We start from the raw sequence: 19722 nt of genomic DNA, 5'->3' as shown, positions 1-19722 counted from the left end.
GTGGCGCGCTGGTTACGGGCGATGAGGCCCTCAGCAACGGCGTCGGCGACAACGCGGGTCAGCAGGTTGACGGAGCGGATGGCGTCGTCGTTACCCGGGATCGGGAAGTCGACTTCGTCGGGATCGCAGTTGGTGTCCAGGATGGCCACAACCGGGATGTTCAGCTTCTTGGCCTCGTCGACAGCAAGGTGTTCCTTCTTGGTATCGACGATCCACAGCGCGGACGGCGCCTTGGTCAGGTTGCGGATACCACCGAGCGACTTGTGCAGCTTGTCGAGCTCGCGCTTCTTGAGCAGGAGCTCCTTCTTGGTGAAGCCGCTCTCGGCCGGGTTCTCGTAGTCGAGCTCCTCGAGCTCCTTCATACGGGCGAGGCGCTTGGACACCGTCTGGAAGTTGGTGAGGAGGCCACCGAGCCAGCGCTGGTTGACGTAGGGCTGGCCCACGCGGGTCGCCTGCTCGGCGAGGACTTCCTGCGCCTGCTTCTTGGTGCCGACGAAGAGGATGGTGCCGCCGTGCGCGACGGTCTCCTTGACGAACTCGTAGGCCTTGTCGATGTACGACAGCGACTGCTGGAGGTCGATGATGTGGATACCGGAGCGCTCGGTCAGGATGAAGCGCTTGACCTTCGGGTTCCACCGGCGGGTCTGGTGTCCGAAGTGCACGCCGCTGTCGAGCAGCTGGCGGATGGTGACGAGGGCCATGGTCGTACTCCTGTTCTGGGCGCTTTCACGCCGTGGTTGCGGTTGTTCGCGCCGTTCGATCGAGCGGCGAGCCTGGTGCCCGGCGCACACCCGCCTTTCCGCCGGAGCGGAGGACCGTGGGGTGTGGATGCCGCGCGATGCGCTGATCCGGAGACCAGCGCGCTGCGCTGTGGGCACGCGGAGTCATCCCGAGAGACGGGATGCGTCCTCCAGCATACAGGACGGCTCCTCCCCACGAGGCCTGGTTCGAGGGCCGTGCACGGAACGGTCCGCGTTGCCCGCGACGGCTCCCCCCTCCCCGGCACCATCGAGGCATGAACGCTCGACTCGCGACCGCGCGGCGGTGGTGGATGCTCCTCACGCTCGTCGTGATCGCGGGGGCTGGGGGCGTCGGACCGGCGTGGGCCGGTGACGACGATCCGCTCGCGCACCGCGGCTGGGTCTGGCCGGTCGACGCCGTACAGATCGTGCGTCCATTCGAGGCGCCGGTGCACCGGTACGCGGCCGGCCATCGCGGAGTGGATCTCGGCGCGGTCGGGCGGGTCCGCTCCCCCGCCGCCGGGACGATCGCGTTCGCCGGGCCCGTCGCCGGTCGCCCGGTGGTGACGGTCGACCACGGCGACGGCCTGGTCACGACGTTCGAGCCGGTGACGACGGCGCTCCGCGTCGGGGATGCCGTCGCCCGCGGCGATCCGATCGGCGACGTGGCCGAGGGAGGCCACACGGCGACGGGGACGGTGCACTTCGGGGTGCGTTGGAACGGCGACTACGTCAATCCGCTGCGTCTGCTCGGCGGGGTGCCGCGGGCGGTCCTGCTCCCGTGCTGTTGAGGGTGATGGCGGTCGCTCAGCCGATGCGGTTGTCGCGTCCCTCGATCGCGCTTTCGCCGATGCCGCCGCCGGCGGTGACGGTATTGTCCTGGCCGCGGACGAGGAGCGACGAGATCGCGCCGCCGACCGTCACGGTCGCACGGTCGCCACTGAGGTCCAGTCGTCCGACGGCTCCCGAGACGGCGAGGGCGCTGTCGTTGCCCTGGCTCGTCGCGCTGTCGATGGATGCCGCGATGACGCGGATGCGGTCACCGGCGAGGGTCAGCACACCGATCGTGGCGCCGCTCGCGTCGACGGTGAGAGCGGAGCCCGACACCGTGAGCTGAGCGCACGTTCCCTCGACGCGGACCGCCCGCTCACCGCCGTTGACCGACGCGGTGCCCCCGTCGCCGCAGTCCGTCAGCGAACCGTCGGCGGCATCGGGGGCGGAGTCCGGGCTCTGCGAGGGAGCCGTCGAAGGCGAGGCCTCGACACTCGGCGTGTTCGACGGGGTCGGTACAGCGCTCGAGGAGGTGCCGGAAGCGGCGGGTGGCGGCAGCCGGGTGATGACGGGTTGGGGCGCGAGTCCGCAGCCGACGAACACCGGGACGCCGACGACCACCCCGATCACCGAGGCGGCGAGTCGTGCGCGACGGTTCACACGGCAACGCTACGACGCCGTGTGGAGGGGAGCCAAGCGCAACCGCGGTGCGTGTCGGTGCGTGTCAGCCGCGCGAATGCGCGGGGCGCACGTGCCAGGAGGGGTCCGTGTGCGTCAGGCGCGCGGGTGCGCCAGCCGATACGCGTCCCGCAGACGCTCGGCGGAGACGTGCGTGTAGATCTGCGTCGTGCCGAGGCTGGCGTGTCCGAGGATCTCCTGCACCGAACGCAGGTCGGCGCCGCCGTCGAGGAGGTGGGTGGCGGCGGAGTGGCGCAGGGCGTGCGGGCCGAGCGACTCGGTGCCCACGACGGGCGCGACGACGCGCGAGACGAGCGCGTGCACGGCGCGGGGTCCGAGGCGGCCTCCGCGCGCCCCGAGGAAGACGGCGGGCCCGCCGCTCCCGTCGCCGCGGTCGACGAGCCCGGCGCGGCCCCGGACGAGGTAGGCGTCGAGGGCGTGGGCGGCGGGGACGCCGTAGGGAACGACGCGTTCCTTGTCGCCCTTTCCGCGGAGCCGCAGGGTGCGGCGCTCGTCATCGATGTCGTCGAGGTCGAGCCCGCAGACCTCCGAGACGCGCGCGCCGGTGCCGTAGAGAACCTCGAGGAGGGCGTGGTCGCGCAGCGCGACGGGGTCTCCGGATCGGGCCGCGCTCTCGGCGTCGGTGAGCAGCCCGTCGAGGGCGGGTGCTGTCGCGACCCGGGGAAGGCTGCGCCCGCGCTTGGGGGCCACGAGACGTTGCCCCGGATCGGCGTCGATGAGGCCTTCGTCCTGCGCCCAGGCGAGGAACCCTCTCGCCGCCGACGTGCGGCGGGCGGCCGTCGCCTTACTGAGGCCGGCGGTGGCGGCATCCCACTGCCATTGCCGCAGCGCCTCGATGTCGATGTCGCGCACGTCCGGATCGCCCGATGCCCGCACGAGATCGACGAGATCGGACCGGTACGCGCGGACCGTGGCGGGCGAGAGCCGGCGCACGTCGCCGAGGTGGCTCAGGTAGCCCTCGACCGCTTCGGAGATGCGCACGAGACAAGACTGCCCGCGGTGCGCGATGCGGGCGGAGTGCGACGCGCATGAACGGCGGATCATCTACGCGGAGCGAGGGCGGCGGCGGCGTCCCCGGCTCGGTGAACGACGGCGACGTCTCCGGCTAGGTGAACGACGGATCATCTGCGCGCGCCGGGGCGGCGGTGACGTCCCCGGCGCGGCAGACGACGCTGCAGCTGCCCGCCGCTGCCGGGACCGGAAGCGCACCCCCGGCCGCGGTGCTTCGTTGCTCGGGGAGATCCTCACCGCGCCGAGAGCGAACGCCAACGGCCGTCGTCGTCACGCACGGCACGCCCCTCGAGTTCGGCGAACCCCAGCCGTGCTCGTGCGTCATCCGGGGAGAAGCCCGCGCGACGGGCGATGTCGTCGACATCCCGCCCGGCGCGCGGTGACAGGGCGTCGAGAAGTCGTGTGGTGTCGTCGGTGCGGCCCTCGGCGCCGCCTTCCGAGGACCCGGTGACTCGCTCCCCCAGCATTTCGCGCACGTCGGCGGCCGAGGTCACGCACACACCGTCGAGCTCTCGGAGCACGCGATGACTGCCCGCCGACGCCGCGCTGGTGATGGGTCCGGGAACAGCGCCGAGCGCGCGCCCGAGCTGAGCCGCGTGCGCGGCGGTGTTGAGGGATCCGCTCCGGTGGCCCGCCTCGACGACGACGACCGCATCCGCCAGGGCAGCGATGAGTCTGTTTCGAGCGAGGAACCGCCACTTGGTGGGTGTCGCCCCGCACGGCGTCTCGCTGACCACCGCGCCCGACGCCGCGACACCGGCAAGGAGGCTCTCATGCCCGCGCGGATAGGCGCGGTCCACGCCGCCCGCGAGGAAGGCGACGGTGCTCCCTCCGGCCCTCAAGGTCGCGCGGTGTGCCGCTCCATCGATCCCGTACGCGGCCCCGGAGACCACGATCACGCCATCGGAGGCCAGCTCGGCGGCGAGGTCCGTGGCGACGGCCTCTCCGTAGGGTGTCGCCGCGCGCGCGCCGACGATCGCGACCGTGGCGGCGCCCGCGAGTCGGCCGAGGTCTCCTCGCGTCCAGAGCGCCGGCGGTGTGTGCACACCGAGATCGTCGAGGCGACCGGGCCAGCGCGGATCGGGCGGAACGATCAGCGCAGCGCTCGCCCGACGAGCAGCATCCAGCGTCGACCGGACGAGCTCGGACTTCTGGCGGGGGCGCCATCGCTCGCGAGCGGCATCCCACTCGTCGTCGGTGTCCGTCGTCGCGATGCGGAGCGCCTCGATCGCGCCGTACCGGGCGATCAGCTCGCCGGCCGCCCCGTCGCCGGGCTCGGCGAGCACGGTCCACCACACCCGGGCGTAGGCGTCGGCGAGGTCGACGCCTCCCGCGACGCCCAGACCGTCCATGGCCTCGGCCACCGCATCCGGGGACTGCTCGATGCCGTTCACGCGACACTCCCGTGTCGGAGGAACAGCGCTCGTCCCACGTCGTCGCCGTGCAGGCGATCTCGACCGGCGAGGTCTGCCACGGTCCACGCCACCCGCAGCAGACGGTCGTACCCGCGCAGCGTGAGCGAACCGCGTCGGAGAGCCGTGTCCAGAGGACGGAGAATCTCGCCGTCCGGGAGCGCGGGGCCCCGCAGCCAGGTACCGGGCACATCAGCGTTGCGTCGCCAGGGCGTATCCGCCCATCGCTGCGCTGCGCGTTCTCGGGCGCTGCGCACGATGGCGCGTGCCTCCGTCGTCGTCACCAGGGGCGATCCGCCGTCGCGGCGTGCGCGCGACACGCGCTGCAACCGCAGGTCGAGGTCGATGCGGTCGAGCAGCGGTCCCGAGAGTCTGCGCGTGTACCGCCGAATCGCCTGCGGCGCGCACTCGCACACTGCGCCGGGAACGCCGTACTGCCCGCACGGGCACGGGTTGGTGGCCACGACGAGCTGGAACCGGGCCGGGAAAGTCGCGGACACCCCCGACCGGTGCAGCTGGATGACACCGTTCTCGAGCGGTTGCCGGAGCGCGTCCAGCACCGACGCGGGAAACTCGCCGCCCTCATCAAGGAACAGCACGCCCTCGCTCGCGCGTGCGATGGCCCCCGGCCGCACGACTCCGGATCCTCCCCCGATCAGGGCGGCCGCGCTCGCACCGTGGTGGGGGCTTTCGAACGGCGGCGTCCGAGACAGTCGCGTCACCACCTCTCCGGACAGGGACCGGATCGAGGCGACGGACAGCGCGGCCTCGTCGTCCAGATCGGGCAGGATGCCGGGGAGGCGGCGCGCCAGCATCGTCTTCCCCGCGCCGGGCGGGCCGCTCATGAGTAGATGGTGTCCACCGGCGGCGGCGACGATCAGGGCCTCCACCGCGTCGGGCTGCCCGACGACGTCGGCGAGATCTAAGACCTCCCCGACGGACGCTGGCTCGTCCGGGGCCAACACCGCCGGAAGATCTGGAGCCTCGCTCGCGCCTCCGTGCCAGCGCACGACCTCTGCGAGGCAGACGGCTGCGCGCACCTCGATGCCGTCGACGAGCGCTGCTTCCGCCGCGTTCGCGACCGGCACCACGACCCGCGACCTGCCCGCTCGTTGCGCGGTCAACACCGCCGGGAGAACGCCCGGAACCGGGCGCAGCCGACCGTCGAGGCCCAGTTCGCCGATGTGCACCGTGTCGGCGACGCGGGCGGCATCCATCGTCCCCGTCGTCGCCAGCGCGGCGACCGCGATCGCGACGTCGAACGCCGACCCGCGTTTCGGCAGGCTCGCCGGCGACAGGTTCACCGTCAGCCGTCGCTTGGGCAGTTCGAGCCCGCGGTTGGTGCAGGCGTTCCGCACCCTCCGCCCGGCCTCACCGAGCGCCTTGTCGGGGAGCCCGATGATCGCGAACTCGGGCGTCTGGGGCGAGAGGTCGGCCTCGACCTCGACGAGGTCGCCGCGCACACCGGTGAGCGCGACGGCCCACGTCCGCGCGACGGTCACAGCGCGTCCTCGAGGTGCTCCAGGCGGGCCGTGCGGGGGTTGGCACCGATCAGCGCGATCGCGTCGATGCGCAGACGCCGGGAACGCGCCTCGCCGGGGTGCACCGCGATCCACGCCATCGCCAACCGCCAGAGGCGCGTCGCCTTACGTTTGTCGATCGCCTCGAACGGGTGCCCGAACGCCTCACTCGTCCGGGCCTTCACCTCGACCACGACGAGCGAGCCGGCGGTCTCGGCGACGATGGTCGAGCTCGCCCTGCGGACACCGCCAATTGCGGTCGAGGATCCGGTACCCGTTCGCGGTCAGGTGGCGGACGGCCCGTTCTTCACCGGCTCGTCCGAAGTCGTCTTTCGCTGCCATGCCCGAGAGCGTGGCATCCGGCTGACGTCCGCCGAGGGCCCAGAAACCCGAATCGGGGACGGCCGACGAAGAACGACGGCTGGGGAGGAGCCGTCAGTTGTCGAGCGACAGCTCTTCGGGCAGCTGGAAGTCGCGACGCGAGAGCTCTTCGACGTTGACGTCCTTGAACGTCAGCACCCGCACCGACTTCACGAAACGGTCGGCGCGGTAGATGTCCCACACCCACACGTCGGTCATCGAGATCTCGAAGTAGAAGTCGTGCTCGGTGTCGCGGCGCACGACATTCACGTCGTTGGCGAGGTAGAACCGGCGTTCGGTCTCGATCACATACTGGAACTGCGAGACCACGTCGCGATACTCGCGGTACAGGGCCAGTTCGAGTTCGCGGTCGTAGTCCTCGAAGACGTCGTCATCCATGGTGCTTCCATCCTAGGCGCGGGACGCGGCGGCGGCAGACCGTCCGCCGTGGGCGTCAGAACAGCGTCGGCGCCGCCGCGATCGCCCACGAGTGCCGGTGGTGCACGCTCATGCCGTGCACGCCGATCGCCTCACGGTGATCGAGGCTCGCGTAGCCCTTGTTGCGCGCCCAGCCGTAGGCGGGCAGATCATCGTGCAGGTGCGTCATGAGCGTGTCGCGCGCGACTTTGGCGATGACGGATGCCGCGGCCGCGCTCGCGCAATCCCGGTCGGCCTTCACGATCGGGCGCACGCGCAGCCCGCGCTCCCCCGCCGGGGTGATGTAGTCGTGGTTGCCGTCGAGGATCACGAGCGCGTCCTCGGGGACGATCCCGTGCGCGCGCAAGTCCGCGATCGCGCGGACCGCGGCGAGACCCAGGGCGCGGATGATGCCGATCTCGTCGATCTCCTCGGAGCTGGCCCAGCCGACGGCGCTCTCCTGCACGAAGGCCGCCGCACGGGCGGCCACGTCGGGCCGGCGCGCCTCTGGCACGAGCTTCGAGTCGCGCAGGCCCGTCGGCACCCGCTTGCGCGACCGCGTCGGATCGATCACCGCCGCCCCCACGGCGACCGGACCCGCCAGCGCCCCGCGGCCCACCTCGTCGCACGCGATGACGAGCGCGTGCTCCTTGAGCAGCCGCCGTTCGAGGGTGAGGGTCGGCTCGATCACGGCGCGCTCTCGGGCGCGGGCACCCCCGCGAACACCTCGTGATGGAAGTCGATCAGCCCGAAGCGGTCGAACGGCCACGTGATGACGAACGCGCGCCCCACGACGTTGTCGATCGGCACGAATCCCTTGCCGGGCTGCTCCTGGTTGTAGCGCGAGTCCTTAGAGCTGTTGCGATTGTCGCCGAGCACCCACAGCGATCCGTCGGGCACGGTGATGTCGTACGGGAAGGGCTCGGGCGCCGTCGCGCCGGGCGACAGCTTCACGTACGACTCTTCGAGCGGGACCCCGTTGACGGTCGTCTGACCGAGCGCGTTGCAGCACACGACGTGGTCACCGGGGGTGCCGATGACGCGCTTGATGAGGTGGTCGTCGCTGTCGGGTGCCGACAGACCCACGAGCGACAGGAGCCAGTCCGTCGCCTCGACGAGCGGCGGTCGCTGCGCCTGCGGGGTCACGGGAAGCCAGCCGCCCGGATCGCGGAAGACGACCACGTCTCCGCGGGAGTAGTCACCGAACCGCGGCGTGAGCTCGTCGACCAGGATCCGGTCGTTCTGCAGCAGCGTGTTGTTCATCGACGCCGACGGGATGTAGAACGACCGCACCACGAACGTCTTGACGAGGAACGACACCACCAGGGCGATCAGGAGGATCACCACGACGTCGCGCGCGAACGTCAGAGCTCCCCGCCGACGACGGGTCGTCGGGGCGGATGCCGGTGCAGCTGCGGTCTCGTCGCTCATGTTGATCCTTCGCCGGGCTCACCGCACACCGGAAGACCGCGAGTCAAGCCTCGCACATTCCGACGCGCTCACCGAACGTTCCCGGCATCCGATCAGACAGGATGCCGCCGCAGACGACGAACGCCCCGCGACGGATCGCGGGGCGTTCGGTGAAGCGGACTCAGCGGTCGCGCTTCTCCTTGATCTTGGCCTTCTTGCCACGCAGGTTGCGCAGGTAGTAGAGCTTCGCGCGACGCACGTCACCACGGGTGACGACCTCGATGTGGTCGATCACGGGGCTGTGCACGGGGAAGGTGCGCTCGACACCGACCTGGAAGCTGACCTTGCGGACACAGAAGGTCTCGCGCACGCCGTCGCCGGAGCGACCGATGACGACACCCTGGAAGACCTGGATACGCGAGCGGCTGCCCTCGGTGATGTTGACGTGCACCTTGACGGTGTCGCCGGGGCCGAAGACGGGGATGTCGGAGCGGAGCGAAGCCGCGTCGACGGAGTCGAGGATCTGCATGATCGTCACTTCCTGCGACCGCCACAGGTCGATCGCACGATAAGAATGGGAAAAAGTGAGGCGTGCCCGAGGCCGCGGATGCGGCGGACTCCCCTGAGGCAGAGCCGGTCAGGGCACAAACGCCTATTCTGCCACGGACGGGGGCACCGGCCAAACCGGCTCAGTCCGCGGCGGGCTTCTCCGAGATGACGATGACGTCGCCGTCGACCGTGGGACGCGGCTGCTCCCGCGTCGGCGGGATGTAGCCGGTGCCGTCGGCGGTGTGGAGTACCGCGATACCGCTGCGCGCCTCGGCCCACAGCTGCGCCGCCGAAGACCACACCAGAGCGAGCGCGCCGACCACTCCGAGTACCAGGAGGGGGAAGAAGATCCGCACGTCGTAGAACCCGAGCGCGACGATCGAGAGCTGCCAGACGCCGACCCCGATGACGTCGCGCCAGGATGCCGCCCGCTCCAGACGCACGCTCCCCCGCGCGCGCACCAAGAGCGCGATCACGATGTGCGAGACGAACACCGCCGGAGCCGCGACGAGGAGCCACAGGAGGGCCCAACCGCTCCCGCCGCTGAAGACGATCCACCCGATGAAGAGCCACAGGGGCAGGACGAACGCGGCGGGGAACAGCCAGCTCAGGAAGAGTCGACGCAGCATCATGACCGAAGAGTACGCGGCGACGCTGTGCGGCGACTATGAGACCGGATGCCGCCGTCCACACGCCGTACACGTCTCCACATCGGTCGCGATCTTCGGGGAGAATGGGAGGCTGACGAAGGGAACCACCGATGATCGAACTGCGCACACCGGCCGAGATCGACGCCATGCGCCCGGCCGGCCGATTCGTCGCCGAAGTGCTGGCGACGCTGCGCGACGAGACGAAGGTGGGAACCAACCTCCTGCACCTCGACCGTCGCGCGCACGACATGATCCGCTCGGCGGGCGCGGAGTCCTGCTACATCGACTACCACCCGTCGTTCGGCGCGAGCCCCTTCGGCAAGGTGCTGTGCACCTCGATCAACGACGCCGTGCTGCACGGGCTCCCCTTCGACTACGCGCTGCGCGACGGCGACCTCGTCTCGCTCGACTTCGCCGCCTCGGTCGACGGCTGGGTCTCCGACTCCGCAGTGTCCTTCGTCGTCGGCACGCCCCGCGACGAGGACCTCGCCCTCATCGACACGACGCAGCGCGCCCTCGCCGCGGCGATCGACGCCGCCACCGTCGGCCACAAGATCGGTGACATCTCCGCGGCCGTCGCGGCGATCGCGCACGGCGACGGCTACTCGATCAACACCGATTTCGGCGGACACGGCGTCGGGCGGACGATGCACGGCGACCCGCACGTCGCCAACGACGGCAAGGCCGGGCGCGGATACCCGCTGCGTGACGGACTCGTCCTCGCGCTCGAGCCGTGGTTCCTGCAGACGACCGACCAGCTCATCACCGACCCCGACGGCTGGACCCTGCGCAGCGCCGACGGCTCGCGCGGCGCCCACTCGGAGCACACCGTCGCCATCACGACCGACGGGCCGATCGTGCTCACCGACCGGTCGTTCCTCGGCGTCGACTGATCATCGCGGTCGTGGCATCCGGCGAAGGATGCGGATGCCACACCCCCGCGGGCCTCGTCAGTCGGGCAGCAGGTCGGGTCGACGCTCGCGGGTGCGCTCGATCTGCTGCTCGTGCCGCCACGTCGCCACCGCTCCGTGATTGCCGCTCAGCAGCACCGGCGGGACGTCATGGCCGCGCCAGGACGCGGGCTTGGTGAACGAGGGGTACTCCAGCAGACCGTCCTCGTGCGATTCTTCGACGAGGCTCTCGGGGTTTCCAACGACGCCGGGGATCAAGCGACCGATCGCCTCGACCATCGCCATCACCGCGACTTCTCCCCCGTTGAGCACGTAGTCGCCGAGACTCAGCAGGCGGACACGACCGAGACCGGCCGCGTAGTCGAAGACGCGCTCGTCGATGCCCTCGTAGCGTCCGCACCCGAACACCAGGTGGTCCTCGTGCGAGAGCTCGCGCGCGATCTTCTGCGTGAAGCGCTCACCCGCGGGCGACGGGAAGACGATCACCGGGGGCTCCGCGGCATCCTGGGCGATGTCGTCGAGTGCGAGACCCCACGGCTCGGGCTTCATCACCATGCCCGCTCCACCCCCGTACGGGGTGTCATCGACGGTGCGATGACGGTCGTGCGTGTAGTCCCGCAGGTCGTGGACGCGCACGTCGAGCAAACCGGTCTGACGGGCCTTGCCCAGGAGCGACACCTCGAGGGCGTCGAAGATCGTCGGGAAGATCGAGACGACGTCGATGCGCACGTCAGTCCCCGTGGGAGTCGGCGTCGCCTGCCTCCGCCGCGTCATCCGCATCGGCGGTGTCGTCGCGGGGCGCGTCGTCCTCGCCCGGGAGCTCTTCGAAGAGACCGGCCGGCGGGGTGACGACCACGCGTCCTGCCTCGATGTCGACCTCGGGGACGATCGCACTCACGAACGGCACGAGGACGTCGGCATCCTCGCCACGGCCCGTGGGACGCACGATCAGGAGATCCTGCGCGGGGAAGTGATCGACGCGCGCGACCCGGCCGATGACGGCTCCGTCACGCACCACGTCGAGACCGACGAGCTGGTGGTCGTACCATGCGTCGTCTTCGGCGGGAGCGGCCTGGGAGTCCTGGTCGATCCAGAGGATCGCCTTCACCAGCTCTTCGGCGGCGTTGCGGTCGTCGACGCCCTCGAAGAAAGCCACGGGGTGGGAGTTCATCCAGCGGAACTCCCGCACCTTCAGCTCGCGGCCGTGCCACGGCGAGGACTCGGGGACCTGAAGGGTGAACGTGTTCCCGGGGACGAAGCGCCCCTCGGGGTCATCGGTGTACAGCTCGAGCTTGAACGCGCCCTTGAGGCCGTGGGCCTTGACCAGGCGACCCACACGGAGCTGGGTCTTGGCGGGCTCTGCGCCCGCGGTTTCGCCGGCCGACATCAGTCGTCGGCGACGTCGACGCGGACGCGCTGCCCGTCGGCGAGGGCCGTGATGAGCGTGCGCAGCGCCTTGGCGGTGCGACCGCCGCGCCCGATCACGCGACCCCGGTCATCGGGGTGCACGCGAACCTCCAGCACCTCGCCGCGGGGCGAGGTGGAGGAACGGATGGTCACGGCATCGGGGTGATCGACGATCCCCTTGACGACGTGTTCGAGCGCGGCGGACAGCACGGGACTTACTCTGCCGAGGTCTCGGCGGCGGGCGCCTCGTCGGCAGGAGCCGCGTCGGCCTTCTTCTCGGCCTTGGGCTTGACGACCGACTTCTTGGAGGCGTCGACCTCGAAGGCGGCCTTGGGCTCGCGGACCTTGACGGTGGACTTCGCGTCCTTGTCGCCCTTGAAGGTGCCCCAGTCGCCCGTGAGCTTGAGGATGGCGCGCACCTGCTCGGTCGGCTGAGCGCCGACACCGAGCCAGTACTGGGCGCGCTCCGAGTCGACCTCGATGAACGACGGCTCCTCGGTCGGGTGGTACTTGCCGATCTCCTCGATCACACGACCGTCGCGCTTGGTGCGCGAGTCGGCGACGACGATGCGGTAGTACGGCGCACGGATCTTGCCGAGACGCTTGAGACGGATCTTGACAGCCACGAAAACTCCTGGATGGTGGAAAGCGAACGAACCGAACGCCTGGAGCGTGGGGTGCACACCCGGCGGAAGCTCAAAAAGGCGGACCGACACTGGATAGAGGGTCGAGTGGTGGGTCCGACCCTCTATTCTGCCAGATGACACGGCGGGTAGCGAACCCGCTGACTCGCGTGGCGCCGTGTCAGACTGACCGCATGAGGCTCCCCTTCGCACCGTCCGCGCGTTCCTCGGTCGGACTGGAGTGGGAGCTCATGCTCGCCGACCGTGAAACAGGCGATCTCGTCCCTCGCGCACCGGAGATCCTCGACCTCGTCGAAGAGGCCACCGCACTGGAACGCTTCACCGTCACCGGCGAGTTGTTGACAAACACGGTCGAGGTCACCAGCGGTGTGGGTCAGACCGTCGCCGCGGCCGTCGACGACATCGCGGATGCCATCGCCGCCCTGCGCACGCAGACCGAGTCGCGCGGCATCGAGTTGCTGTGCGCCGGCAGCCACCCCTTCGCGCAGTGGTTCGACCAGGAGGTCACCGACAAGACGCGCTACCACACGCTCATCGAGCGCACCCAGTGGTGGGGGCGGAACATGATGATCTGGGGTGTCCACGTGCACATCGGCGTCGACGACGTCGACAAGGTCATGCCGATCATCAACGCGCTGACCGTCTACCTCCCTCACCTGCAGGCGCTGTCGGCATCCAGTCCGTTCTGGGCGGGCGAGCGCACGGGCTATGCCTCGAACCGCGCCCTCGTGTTCCAGCAGCTGCCCACCGCGGGCCTGCCGTGGCAACTGCGCGAGTGGGGCGACTTCGAGGCGTACCTCGACGACATGGTGCGCACCGGGGTGATGGCGGATGCCAGCGAGGTGCGCTGGGACATCCGTCCGGCACCGCACTGGGGCACCGTCGAGATCCGCGCGTGCGACGGCATGTCGACGCTGCCCGAGCTCGCCGCCGTCGCAGCGCTCGCGCAGTCGCTCGTCGAGCACTTCTCGCGCATCCTCGACGCCGGCGGCGAGCTCCCCGGCATCCCGCCCTGGTACGCCCGCGAGAACAAGTGGCGCGCCGCCCGATACGGGCTGGACGCCCGCGTGATCGTCGACCGGGAGGGCACTCAGCTCCCCGTGCGCGACCACCTGCTCACCACGATGGAGCAGCTCGCCGACGTCGCCACCGAGCTGAAGTGCGCGCGGGAATTCGCGGGACTCGAGACGATCCTCTCCACGGGCGGCAGCTCGGCGCGCCAGATCGCGGTCGCCGACGCCGCCGACGGCGATCTGCGGGCCGTGGTGCAGCATCTGATCCGGGAGTTCCGGGGCGGACCGACGCTCCGCGAACACCTCGCCTCGCTGCGCGTCTGAGCCCCCGGACTCCGCGCGGACTCATAGCTTCGCGGCCGTAGGATCGCGCCATGATCCGTCGGCCCTCTGTCGCGATGACACTGCTCGCCGCTCTCGCGGCCGGCGGGATCGCCACCCTCAGCGGGTGCGCCCCCGCCGCCGGCGAACCGGTGCCCGCGCTGACCTTTGCCGCCCCCACTCCCGCGGCAGCGCACCCGGTCACGGCGTCGACGCCTCCCGTCCGAATGGTCACGCTCGGCGACTCGCTGATGTCCGGTTCCGGCCTGCCGTGGGGCGAGGCCTGGCCCGAACTCCTCGCCGCGCGCGAGGGCGTCACCCTGACCAACCTCGCGTGCGGCGGGATGGGATTCGTCGTCGACGGCGAATGCGGCACCGCCTACTCCGGCTTCTCCCCCGCGATCGCTGCGCTGCAGCCCCAGCTCATCATCGTGCAGTCCTCGAGCAACGACTTCTGGCAGGACCCCGACGAGATCCGCACGGACACGGACGATACGGTCGCCCAGCTGCACGAGGCGGCGCCGGACGCGCGGATCGTCGGGTTGAGCACCATCTGGAACGACGACCCGGACGTTCCGGACGACACCGCCACGACCTCCGATGCCCTGCACGAGGCGATCGACACCGTCGGGGGGACCTTCATCGACGTCGGCCAGCCCCTGGTCGGTCACCCCGACTGGATGCAGGACGATGACGTTCACCCCACCGCCCGCGGTCAGCGGGCCATCGAGCAGACCGTGGTGTCAGCGCTGCAGAGCGCCGGCGTCCTCCCCTGATCCCGCGGCTCAGCCGCGGCCGAGCATCTTCTGCAGCTCGGCGAGGTCGGCCTCGCTCGGCGCCTTCTGCCCACCCAGGCCGAAGCCCGAACCGGTCGCCGGAGCGGCTGCAGCGATGCCGGCGTTCTCGGCGGCGCGCTTGGCGGGGTTGCCCGACCGCGACCCCTTCGCCTTCTGCTGCTTGCCGCGCTTGGACGACGCGCCGGGCTTTCCGCCGACGGGACCCATACCCGGGATGTTGGGCACACCGCCGCGCGCGACGGTCTTCATCATCTTGGCGGCCTGGTCGAAGCGCTGCACGAGCTGATTCACATCGGTCACGGTCATTCCCGAGCCGCGGGCGATGCGCAGACGACGCGAGCCGTTGAGGATCTTCGGGTTGCGTCGCTCGACGAGCGTCATCGAGCGGATGATCGCCTCGGTGCGGTCGATCTCGCGCTCGTCGAAGTCCTCGAGCTGTTGCTTCATGGAGCCCATACCCGGGAGCATCCCGAGCATCTTCTTCATGGAGCCCATCTTCTTCATCTGCTGCATCTGCTCGAGGAAGTCCTCGAGCGTGAAGGTCTCGGTCGCGAGCTTCTCGGCGACCTTCATCGCCTCGGCCTCGTCGAAGGCCTGCTGCGCCTGCTCGATCAGGGTGAGGATGTCACCGAGGTCGAGGATGCGGGATGCCATGCGGTCGGGGTAGAAGGGTTCGACATCGTCGAGCCCTTCACCGGTCGACGCGAAGATGATCGGGCGACCGGTGACCGAGGCCACCGACAGGGCGGCACCACCGCGCGCGTCGCCGTCGAGCTTGGACAGCACGACGCCGGTGAAGTCGACACCGTCCTGGAAGGCCTTCGCCGTGTTCACGGCATCCTGACCGATCATCGCGTCGATGACGAAGAGCACTTCGTCGGGCTGGGTCGCCGTGCGGATGTCGGAGGCCTGCTTCATCAGCTCGGCGTCGACACCGAGACGACCGGCCGTGTCGATGATGACGATGTCGTGCTGCTGACGCTCGGCGTAGGCGACGCCGTCGCGCGCGACCTTCACGGGGTCTCCGACGCCGTTGCCCGGCTCGGGCGCGTAGATCGCGGCACCCGCGCGCTCGGCGACGACCTGCAGCTGGTTGACGGCGTTGGGGCGCTGGAGGTCGCACGCCACGAGGAGCGGCGTGTGGCCATCCTTCTCGAGCATCTTGGCGAGCTTGCCCGCGAACGTCGTCTTACCCGACCCCTGGAGGCCCGCGAGCATGATCACCGTCGGCGGGTTCTTGGCGAACTGCAGGCGGCGCTGCTGACCGCCCAGGATGCCCACGAGCTCGTCGTTGACGATCTGCACGACCTGCTGCGCCGGGTTCAGGGCGCGGTTGACCTCGTCGCCGAGGGCGCGTTCGCGCACCGCCGCGGTGAACTCCTTCACGACGGGCAGCGCGACGTCGGCGTCGAGCAGTGCGCGACGGATCTCGCGAACCGTCCCGTCGACGTCGGCGGGGGTCAGCTGCCCCTTCTTGCGCAGATTGCGGAAGGTCTCTGTGAGCCGGTCGGAGAGAGTGCCGAAAGTCGCCATGATCATCCGATTCTACCGGCGGTGGCGCCGTTCGCCGCCCGAGTCAGGCGCGCGCGTCCGCGAGGGCCGTGGCGAGGAGGTCTGCCAGGGCCGGACCGCCGGCGGTGTGCTCGGCCCAGGCCCACACCGCCGCGAGCACCGCGGCGGCCACCGCACCCCCGCGCACCTGCGCCCGCAACCGCTCTTCACCCTCGCTGACCAGCCGGGCCGCGACCTCGCGCTGCAGCCGGAACTGGCGCTGGGCGCGGTCGCGGTCGAGTTCGGCGGCGAGACCCATGACGTCGGCGTTCGCGATCGCCAGCGCGAGGGCGTCGGGAGCGAAGTCCCGACCGATCGAGACGAGCGCCTCCGTCGGCGACGCGTCGGACTCTGTCAGTGCCGCGATGGCCTCGTCGACGCGCCCGTCGAACCCCGACCACAGCACGTCGCTCTTCGCCGAGAAGTAGTTGAAGAAGCTCGAGCGGCTGACGCCCGCCCGCTGCGTGATGTCCGAGACGGACGTCGAGTCGTACCCCTGCTCGAGGAACAGCTCGCAGGCCGCCTCCGACAGCACTTCCCGCGATGAGGCGCGCGGACGACCGCTGCGGGATTCGGAGGCCATGCGAACAGCCTAGGACGCGCGACTCGTGTGTATTCTTGGACGCAATCCAACAACGGCGGGAGCACAGATGCTCGACATCGACCACGTGGGGCTCGCCCCGGACTACGTGCCGTACCTCGACGGCTGGGCCCGGCAGCGGGCGGTGCACGCCGACGTCGTGGCCGGCATCCGTCCCGACACTCTTCTCCTGCTCGAGCACGAGGCCGTGTACACGGCCGGTAAGCGCACCGAGGCGCACGAGCGCCCCGCCGACGGCACGCCCGTGATCGACGTGGACCGCGGCGGCAAGATCACGTGGCACGGCCCGGGCCAGCTCGTGGGCTATCCCATCGTCCGGCTCCCCGAACCCCTCGACGTCGTGGCGCACGTGCGCCGGCTCGAAGGACTGCTCATCACCGTCCTCGCCCGCCACGGTGTCGACGGCTTCCGCGTCGAGGGACGCAGCGGCGTGTGGGTGCGCCGCCCCCTCGGCACCGACAAGATCGCGGCGATCGGCGTCCGCGTAGAAAGAGGCGTCACCATGCACGGCTTCGCCGTCAACTGCGACAACACCCTCGCGGGCTTCCGCGGCATCATCCCGTGCGGGATCACGGATGCCGGCGTCACCACGGTCAGCGAAGTCGTCGGGGCCGAGGTCTCCCCCGCCGACATCGTCGGCTCCGTCGAGGATGTCTTCCGGGCCGAGTACGCGGCGGTGGCGGCATGAGCGCCTGCGGGACCGGCACCGCACAGGGTGCGGCATCCACCGCCCCGAACGGGAGGAAGCTCCTGCGTCTCGAGGTGCGGAACGCCGAGACCCCGATCGAACGCAAGCCCGAGTGGATCAAGACCAAGGCGCGCCTCGGGCCCGAGTACACCGCGCTGCAGAACCTCGTGAAGACCGAGGACCTGCACACGGTCTGCCAGGAGGCGGGCTGCCCGAACATCTTCGAGTGCTGGGAGGACCGCGAGGCGACGTTCCTCATCGGCGGCTCGCAGTGCACACGGCGCTGCGACTTCTGCCAGATCGACACCGGCAAGCCCGCGGACTACGACACCGACGAGCCTCGCCGCGTCGCCGAGAGCGTCTCGCGCATGCAGCTGCGCTACGCCACCGTCACGGGCGTCGCCCGCGACGACCTCCCCGACGAGGGCGCGTGGTTGCACGCCGAGACCGTGCGGCGCATCCACGCCGAGAACCCCGGCACGGGCGTGGAGATCCTCGCCACCGACTTCTCGGGGAACCCGGCCCTGCTGGAGGAGGTCTTCGCCTCGCGGCCCGAGGTGTTCGCCCACAACGTCGAGACCGTGCCGCGCATCTTCAAGCGCATCCGCCCCGCCTTCCGCTACGAGCGGTCGCTCGGCGTGCTGACGGCCGCGCGCGAGGCCGGGCTCATCACCAAGTCGAACCTCATCCTCGGGATGGGCGAGGAGCCCGAAGAGGTCGTGCAGGCGCTCCAGGACCTGCACGACGCCGGCACCGACATCATCACGATCACGCAGTACCTGCGTCCCACACCGCGCCACCTGCCGGTGCAGCGGTGGGTCAAGCCCGCCGAGTTCGTGGAGTTCAAAAAGGAGGCCGAGCGCATCGGGTTCCTCGGCGTGCTCGCCGGGCCCCTGGTGCGCTCGTCCTACCGCGCGGGTCGCCTCTGGGCCCAGTCGATGGTGTCGAAGGGTCGCGAGATCCCCCCGCACCTCTCGCACCTCGCGAAGGACATCGCGGAAGCAGACGCCGGCTTCGCGCAGGCGGTGTGACGGCGGACGGGCCGACGCCGCGGGGCGCGACCCACGGGCGATCGCGCCTCCCCGCGGGTCATTCCCGATCGGACACCCGGGTCCCGTCGCCCGGGGCAGGCGTCCGCCGATGCCGGCTGATCGGTGAGACCAGGGGCATCCCCGAGGCGGGGTCGGTCACGATGACGGAGTCGATGCCGAACACCTCTCGCACGAGGTCGACGTCGACAATCCGCTCCGGCGTGCCTTCGCGCACGATCCGGCCGTTGCACATCGCGATGAGGTGGTCGGCATAGCGGCAGGCGAGCGAGAGCTCGTGCAACACCATGACGATCGTGACGCCCTGCTCGCGATTGAGGTCGGCCAACAGATCGAGAACCTCGATCTGGTGGCTCACGTCGAGGTACGTGGTCGGCTCGTCCAGCAACAGGACATCGGTCTGCTGCGCGAGCGCCATCGCGATCCACACGCGTTGCCTCTGACCACCCGACAGGGAATCGACCGAACGAGCAGCGAGGTCGAGCACTCCCGTCGTCGACATCGCCGCGTCGATGATCTCATCGTCACAGACCGAGTCGTCGGGCGACCTCGGCGGTGGGCCGGGATCTGATGTCGGCGCCGTCGAGCAACACCGTGCCCGCGGACGGGGCGATCAGTCGTGCCAGTGCCCGCAGCAGAGTCGACTTGCCGCACGCATTCGCCCCGACGATGACGGAGATGCGTCCCGGTGGGATCGCGAGCGTGAGATCTTCGACGACGGGCCGCGCGTCGTAGGCGAGTGAGACAGCCTCCGCGCGCAGGTCGACGGGTCTGTCGTTCATGTCAGTCCTCCGGGACGAGTACGGGTTCCCCGCGCCAACAGCCACACGAGGTAGGGGGCACCGACGATTCCGGTCACGACTCCGACGGGGAGGTCGACGCCGGGCACGGCGTACTGCCCCAGGAGGTCGGCCGCACTGACCAGCGCCGCGCCCACAGCCGCCGCGGCCCAGAGCGACAGCGGCCCCACGCCTCCGATCCGGCGCGCCAACTGCGGCGCGACGAGCGCGACGAAACCGATCGGACCGGCAGCCGAGACGGCGACGGCGGCGAGGACCACCGCGGTGGCGAGCACGCCGATCCGCACGCGTTCGACACGAAAACCGAGAGCGGTCGCGGTTGCGTCGTCGAGCTCGAGTGCCCGCAGCCCCCGCCGCTGCGCCCCCAGCGCCAGCACTCCGAGCAACCCGACGATCCCCGT

Annotated in this window: 25 protein-coding genes and 1 pseudogene; 6 read left to right on the top strand and 20 right to left on the bottom strand. The window is 70.4% G+C overall.

Annotation, left to right across the window (positions count from 1 at the left end):
* Nucleotides 1-701, bottom strand: a 701-nt coding sequence (gene rpsB / locus LQV45_RS05280; RefSeq protein WP_230006077.1) for a 30S ribosomal protein S2, incomplete at its 3' end; no start/stop codon positions are given.
* A 314-nt stretch (nucleotides 702-1015) separates the two neighbouring features.
* On the opposite strand from rpsB, the gene LQV45_RS05275 reads away from it, so the two are divergent.
* Nucleotides 1016-1531 (top strand): murein hydrolase activator EnvC, encoded by a 516-nt coding sequence (locus LQV45_RS05275; protein ID WP_230006076.1) that lies wholly within the window; start codon nucleotides 1016-1018, stop codon nucleotides 1529-1531.
* 16 nt (nucleotides 1532-1547) lie between these two features.
* Here the strand turns inward: LQV45_RS05275 and LQV45_RS05270 are convergent, their stop codons facing one another.
* The 11 genes from LQV45_RS05270 to LQV45_RS05225 form a co-directional block, all read right to left on the bottom strand.
* On the bottom strand, nucleotides 1548-2171 hold the full coding sequence (locus LQV45_RS05270; RefSeq protein ID WP_230006075.1) for a DUF3060 domain-containing protein: 624 nt from the start codon (nucleotides 2169-2171) through the stop codon (nucleotides 1548-1550).
* A gap of 114 nt (nucleotides 2172-2285) precedes the next feature.
* Nucleotides 2286-3191, bottom strand: coding sequence for a tyrosine recombinase XerC (locus tag LQV45_RS05265; RefSeq protein ID WP_230006074.1), 906 nt, complete (start codon nucleotides 3189-3191; stop codon nucleotides 2286-2288).
* Between the two features lie 263 nt (nucleotides 3192-3454).
* On the bottom strand, nucleotides 3455-4615 hold the full coding sequence (gene dprA / locus LQV45_RS05260; RefSeq protein ID WP_308288820.1) for a DNA-processing protein DprA: 1161 nt from the start codon (nucleotides 4613-4615) through the stop codon (nucleotides 3455-3457).
* A complete protein-coding gene (locus tag LQV45_RS05255) occupies nucleotides 4612-6135 on the bottom strand; it encodes a YifB family Mg chelatase-like AAA ATPase (RefSeq protein WP_230006073.1) in 1524 nt (507 codons plus the stop codon). Before LQV45_RS05255 ends, dprA begins: the two co-directional genes overlap by 4 nt.
* Complete coding sequence (locus tag LQV45_RS35780; protein WP_308288819.1) at nucleotides 6132-6338, bottom strand: YraN family protein; 207 nt, start codon at nucleotides 6336-6338, stop codon at nucleotides 6132-6134. The genes LQV45_RS05255 and LQV45_RS35780 overlap by 4 nt, the downstream gene beginning before the upstream one ends.
* Nucleotides 6319-6495 carry a YraN family protein gene (locus tag LQV45_RS35775; protein WP_308288818.1) on the bottom strand — a complete coding sequence of 59 codons (177 nt, stop codon included), beginning with the start codon at nucleotides 6493-6495 and terminating at the stop codon, nucleotides 6319-6321. Before LQV45_RS35775 ends, LQV45_RS35780 begins: the two co-directional genes overlap by 20 nt.
* A gap of 93 nt (nucleotides 6496-6588) precedes the next feature.
* Nucleotides 6589-6912 carry a DUF2469 family protein gene (locus LQV45_RS05245; protein ID WP_134126534.1) on the bottom strand — a complete coding sequence of 108 codons (324 nt, stop codon included), beginning with the start codon at nucleotides 6910-6912 and terminating at the stop codon, nucleotides 6589-6591.
* Between the two features lie 55 nt (nucleotides 6913-6967).
* Nucleotides 6968-7621, bottom strand: a complete 654-nt coding sequence (locus tag LQV45_RS05240) for a ribonuclease HII (RefSeq protein ID WP_230006072.1) — start codon at nucleotides 7619-7621, stop codon at nucleotides 6968-6970.
* Nucleotides 7618-8361 (bottom strand): signal peptidase I, encoded by a 744-nt coding sequence (gene lepB, locus LQV45_RS05235; RefSeq protein WP_230006071.1) that lies wholly within the window; start codon nucleotides 8359-8361, stop codon nucleotides 7618-7620. The genes LQV45_RS05240 and lepB overlap by 4 nt, the downstream gene beginning before the upstream one ends.
* A gap of 160 nt (nucleotides 8362-8521) precedes the next feature.
* Complete coding sequence (rplS, locus tag LQV45_RS05230; protein ID WP_230006078.1) at nucleotides 8522-8869, bottom strand: 50S ribosomal protein L19; 348 nt, start codon at nucleotides 8867-8869, stop codon at nucleotides 8522-8524.
* A gap of 160 nt (nucleotides 8870-9029) precedes the next feature.
* The gene (locus tag LQV45_RS05225; protein ID WP_138172404.1) at nucleotides 9030-9521 is read right to left on the bottom strand and encodes an MFS transporter permease; all 492 of its coding nucleotides are present in this window, start codon (nucleotides 9519-9521) and stop codon (nucleotides 9030-9032) included.
* Between the two features lie 128 nt (nucleotides 9522-9649).
* Between LQV45_RS05225 and map the strand changes: the two genes are divergently transcribed.
* Nucleotides 9650-10432: a type I methionyl aminopeptidase gene (gene map / locus LQV45_RS05220; protein WP_138172405.1), complete on the top strand. Its 783-nt coding sequence runs from the start codon at nucleotides 9650-9652 to the stop codon at nucleotides 10430-10432.
* Between the two features lie 57 nt (nucleotides 10433-10489).
* Here map and trmD read toward each other — a convergent pair whose 3' ends face one another.
* The 4 genes from trmD to rpsP are packed head-to-tail and all read right to left on the bottom strand — an operon-like array spanning nucleotide 10490 to nucleotide 12483.
* Nucleotides 10490-11179 carry a tRNA (guanosine(37)-N1)-methyltransferase TrmD gene (trmD, locus tag LQV45_RS05215; protein WP_230006070.1) on the bottom strand — a complete coding sequence of 230 codons (690 nt, stop codon included), beginning with the start codon at nucleotides 11177-11179 and terminating at the stop codon, nucleotides 10490-10492.
* Between the two features lies 1 nt (nucleotide 11180).
* Nucleotides 11181-11837: a ribosome maturation factor RimM gene (rimM, locus tag LQV45_RS05210; RefSeq protein WP_230006069.1), complete on the bottom strand. Its 657-nt coding sequence runs from the start codon at nucleotides 11835-11837 to the stop codon at nucleotides 11181-11183.
* Complete coding sequence (locus LQV45_RS05205) at nucleotides 11837-12067, bottom strand: RNA-binding protein (RefSeq protein WP_138172408.1); 231 nt, start codon at nucleotides 12065-12067, stop codon at nucleotides 11837-11839. Before LQV45_RS05205 ends, rimM begins: the two co-directional genes overlap by 1 nt.
* A gap of 5 nt (nucleotides 12068-12072) precedes the next feature.
* On the bottom strand, nucleotides 12073-12483 hold the full coding sequence (rpsP, locus tag LQV45_RS05200; RefSeq protein WP_138172409.1) for a 30S ribosomal protein S16: 411 nt from the start codon (nucleotides 12481-12483) through the stop codon (nucleotides 12073-12075).
* A 191-nt stretch (nucleotides 12484-12674) separates the two neighbouring features.
* On the opposite strand from rpsP, the gene LQV45_RS05195 reads away from it, so the two are divergent.
* Complete coding sequence (locus LQV45_RS05195; RefSeq protein WP_230006068.1) at nucleotides 12675-13838, top strand: glutamate--cysteine ligase; 1164 nt, start codon at nucleotides 12675-12677, stop codon at nucleotides 13836-13838.
* 50 nt (nucleotides 13839-13888) lie between these two features.
* Nucleotides 13889-14611 carry an SGNH/GDSL hydrolase family protein gene (locus tag LQV45_RS05190; RefSeq protein ID WP_230006067.1) on the top strand — a complete coding sequence of 241 codons (723 nt, stop codon included), beginning with the start codon at nucleotides 13889-13891 and terminating at the stop codon, nucleotides 14609-14611.
* A 9-nt stretch (nucleotides 14612-14620) separates the two neighbouring features.
* Here the strand turns inward: LQV45_RS05190 and ffh are convergent, their stop codons facing one another.
* Nucleotides 14621-16165, bottom strand: coding sequence for a signal recognition particle protein (ffh, locus tag LQV45_RS05185; RefSeq protein ID WP_230006066.1), 1545 nt, complete (start codon nucleotides 16163-16165; stop codon nucleotides 14621-14623).
* A gap of 43 nt (nucleotides 16166-16208) precedes the next feature.
* Nucleotides 16209-16766 carry a TetR/AcrR family transcriptional regulator gene (locus LQV45_RS05180; RefSeq protein ID WP_230006065.1) on the bottom strand — a complete coding sequence of 186 codons (558 nt, stop codon included), beginning with the start codon at nucleotides 16764-16766 and terminating at the stop codon, nucleotides 16209-16211.
* A gap of 67 nt (nucleotides 16767-16833) precedes the next feature.
* On the opposite strand from LQV45_RS05180, the gene lipB reads away from it, so the two are divergent.
* Together lipB and lipA are read left to right on the top strand one after the other, a co-directional pair.
* Nucleotides 16834-17472 (top strand): lipoyl(octanoyl) transferase LipB, encoded by a 639-nt coding sequence (gene lipB / locus LQV45_RS05175; protein ID WP_230006064.1) that lies wholly within the window; start codon nucleotides 16834-16836, stop codon nucleotides 17470-17472.
* Complete coding sequence (lipA, locus tag LQV45_RS05170; RefSeq protein WP_230006063.1) at nucleotides 17469-18503, top strand: lipoyl synthase; 1035 nt, start codon at nucleotides 17469-17471, stop codon at nucleotides 18501-18503. Before lipB ends, lipA begins: the two co-directional genes overlap by 4 nt.
* A gap of 58 nt (nucleotides 18504-18561) precedes the next feature.
* Here lipA and LQV45_RS05165 read toward each other — a convergent pair.
* Together LQV45_RS05165 and LQV45_RS05160 are read right to left on the bottom strand one after the other, a co-directional pair.
* Nucleotides 18562-19303, bottom strand: a pseudogene (locus tag LQV45_RS05165) (ABC transporter ATP-binding protein).
* Nucleotides 19300-19722 (bottom strand): iron chelate uptake ABC transporter family permease subunit (locus LQV45_RS05160; RefSeq protein WP_230006062.1); only part of this gene is annotated, 423 nt, incomplete at its 5' end. The pseudogene LQV45_RS05165 and the gene LQV45_RS05160, both read right to left, overlap by 4 nt.

Source organism: Microbacterium sp. Bi128, assembly GCF_918698205.1.
Note: the sequence above shows the minus strand (reverse complement) of the source record. Positions and strands in the feature narration are given on the sequence as shown.

Coding starts and splice junctions, on each gene's coding strand:
- LQV45_RS05275 (WP_230006076.1), top strand. CDS start 1,016: ATGAACGCTCGACTCGCGACCGCGCGGCGGTGGTGGATGCTCCTCACG.
- LQV45_RS35775 (WP_308288818.1), bottom strand. CDS start 6,495: ATGGCAGCGAAAGACGACTTCGGACGAGCCGGTGAAGAACGGGCCGTC.
- LQV45_RS05245 (WP_134126534.1), bottom strand. CDS start 6,912: ATGGATGACGACGTCTTCGAGGACTACGACCGCGAACTCGAACTGGCC.
- lepB (WP_230006071.1), bottom strand. CDS start 8,361: ATGAGCGACGAGACCGCAGCTGCACCGGCATCCGCCCCGACGACCCGT.
- rplS (WP_230006078.1), bottom strand. CDS start 8,869: ATGCAGATCCTCGACTCCGTCGACGCGGCTTCGCTCCGCTCCGACATC.
- LQV45_RS05225 (WP_138172404.1), bottom strand. CDS start 9,521: ATGATGCTGCGTCGACTCTTCCTGAGCTGGCTGTTCCCCGCCGCGTTC.
- map (WP_138172405.1), top strand. CDS start 9,650: ATGATCGAACTGCGCACACCGGCCGAGATCGACGCCATGCGCCCGGCC.
- rimM (WP_230006069.1), bottom strand. CDS start 11,837: ATGTCGGCCGGCGAAACCGCGGGCGCAGAGCCCGCCAAGACCCAGCTC.
- LQV45_RS05195 (WP_230006068.1), top strand. CDS start 12,675: ATGAGGCTCCCCTTCGCACCGTCCGCGCGTTCCTCGGTCGGACTGGAG.
- LQV45_RS05190 (WP_230006067.1), top strand. CDS start 13,889: ATGATCCGTCGGCCCTCTGTCGCGATGACACTGCTCGCCGCTCTCGCG.
- ffh (WP_230006066.1), bottom strand. CDS start 16,165: ATGGCGACTTTCGGCACTCTCTCCGACCGGCTCACAGAGACCTTCCGC.
- LQV45_RS05180 (WP_230006065.1), bottom strand. CDS start 16,766: ATGGCCTCCGAATCCCGCAGCGGTCGTCCGCGCGCCTCATCGCGGGAA.
- lipB (WP_230006064.1), top strand. CDS start 16,834: ATGCTCGACATCGACCACGTGGGGCTCGCCCCGGACTACGTGCCGTAC.
- lipA (WP_230006063.1), top strand. CDS start 17,469: ATGAGCGCCTGCGGGACCGGCACCGCACAGGGTGCGGCATCCACCGCC.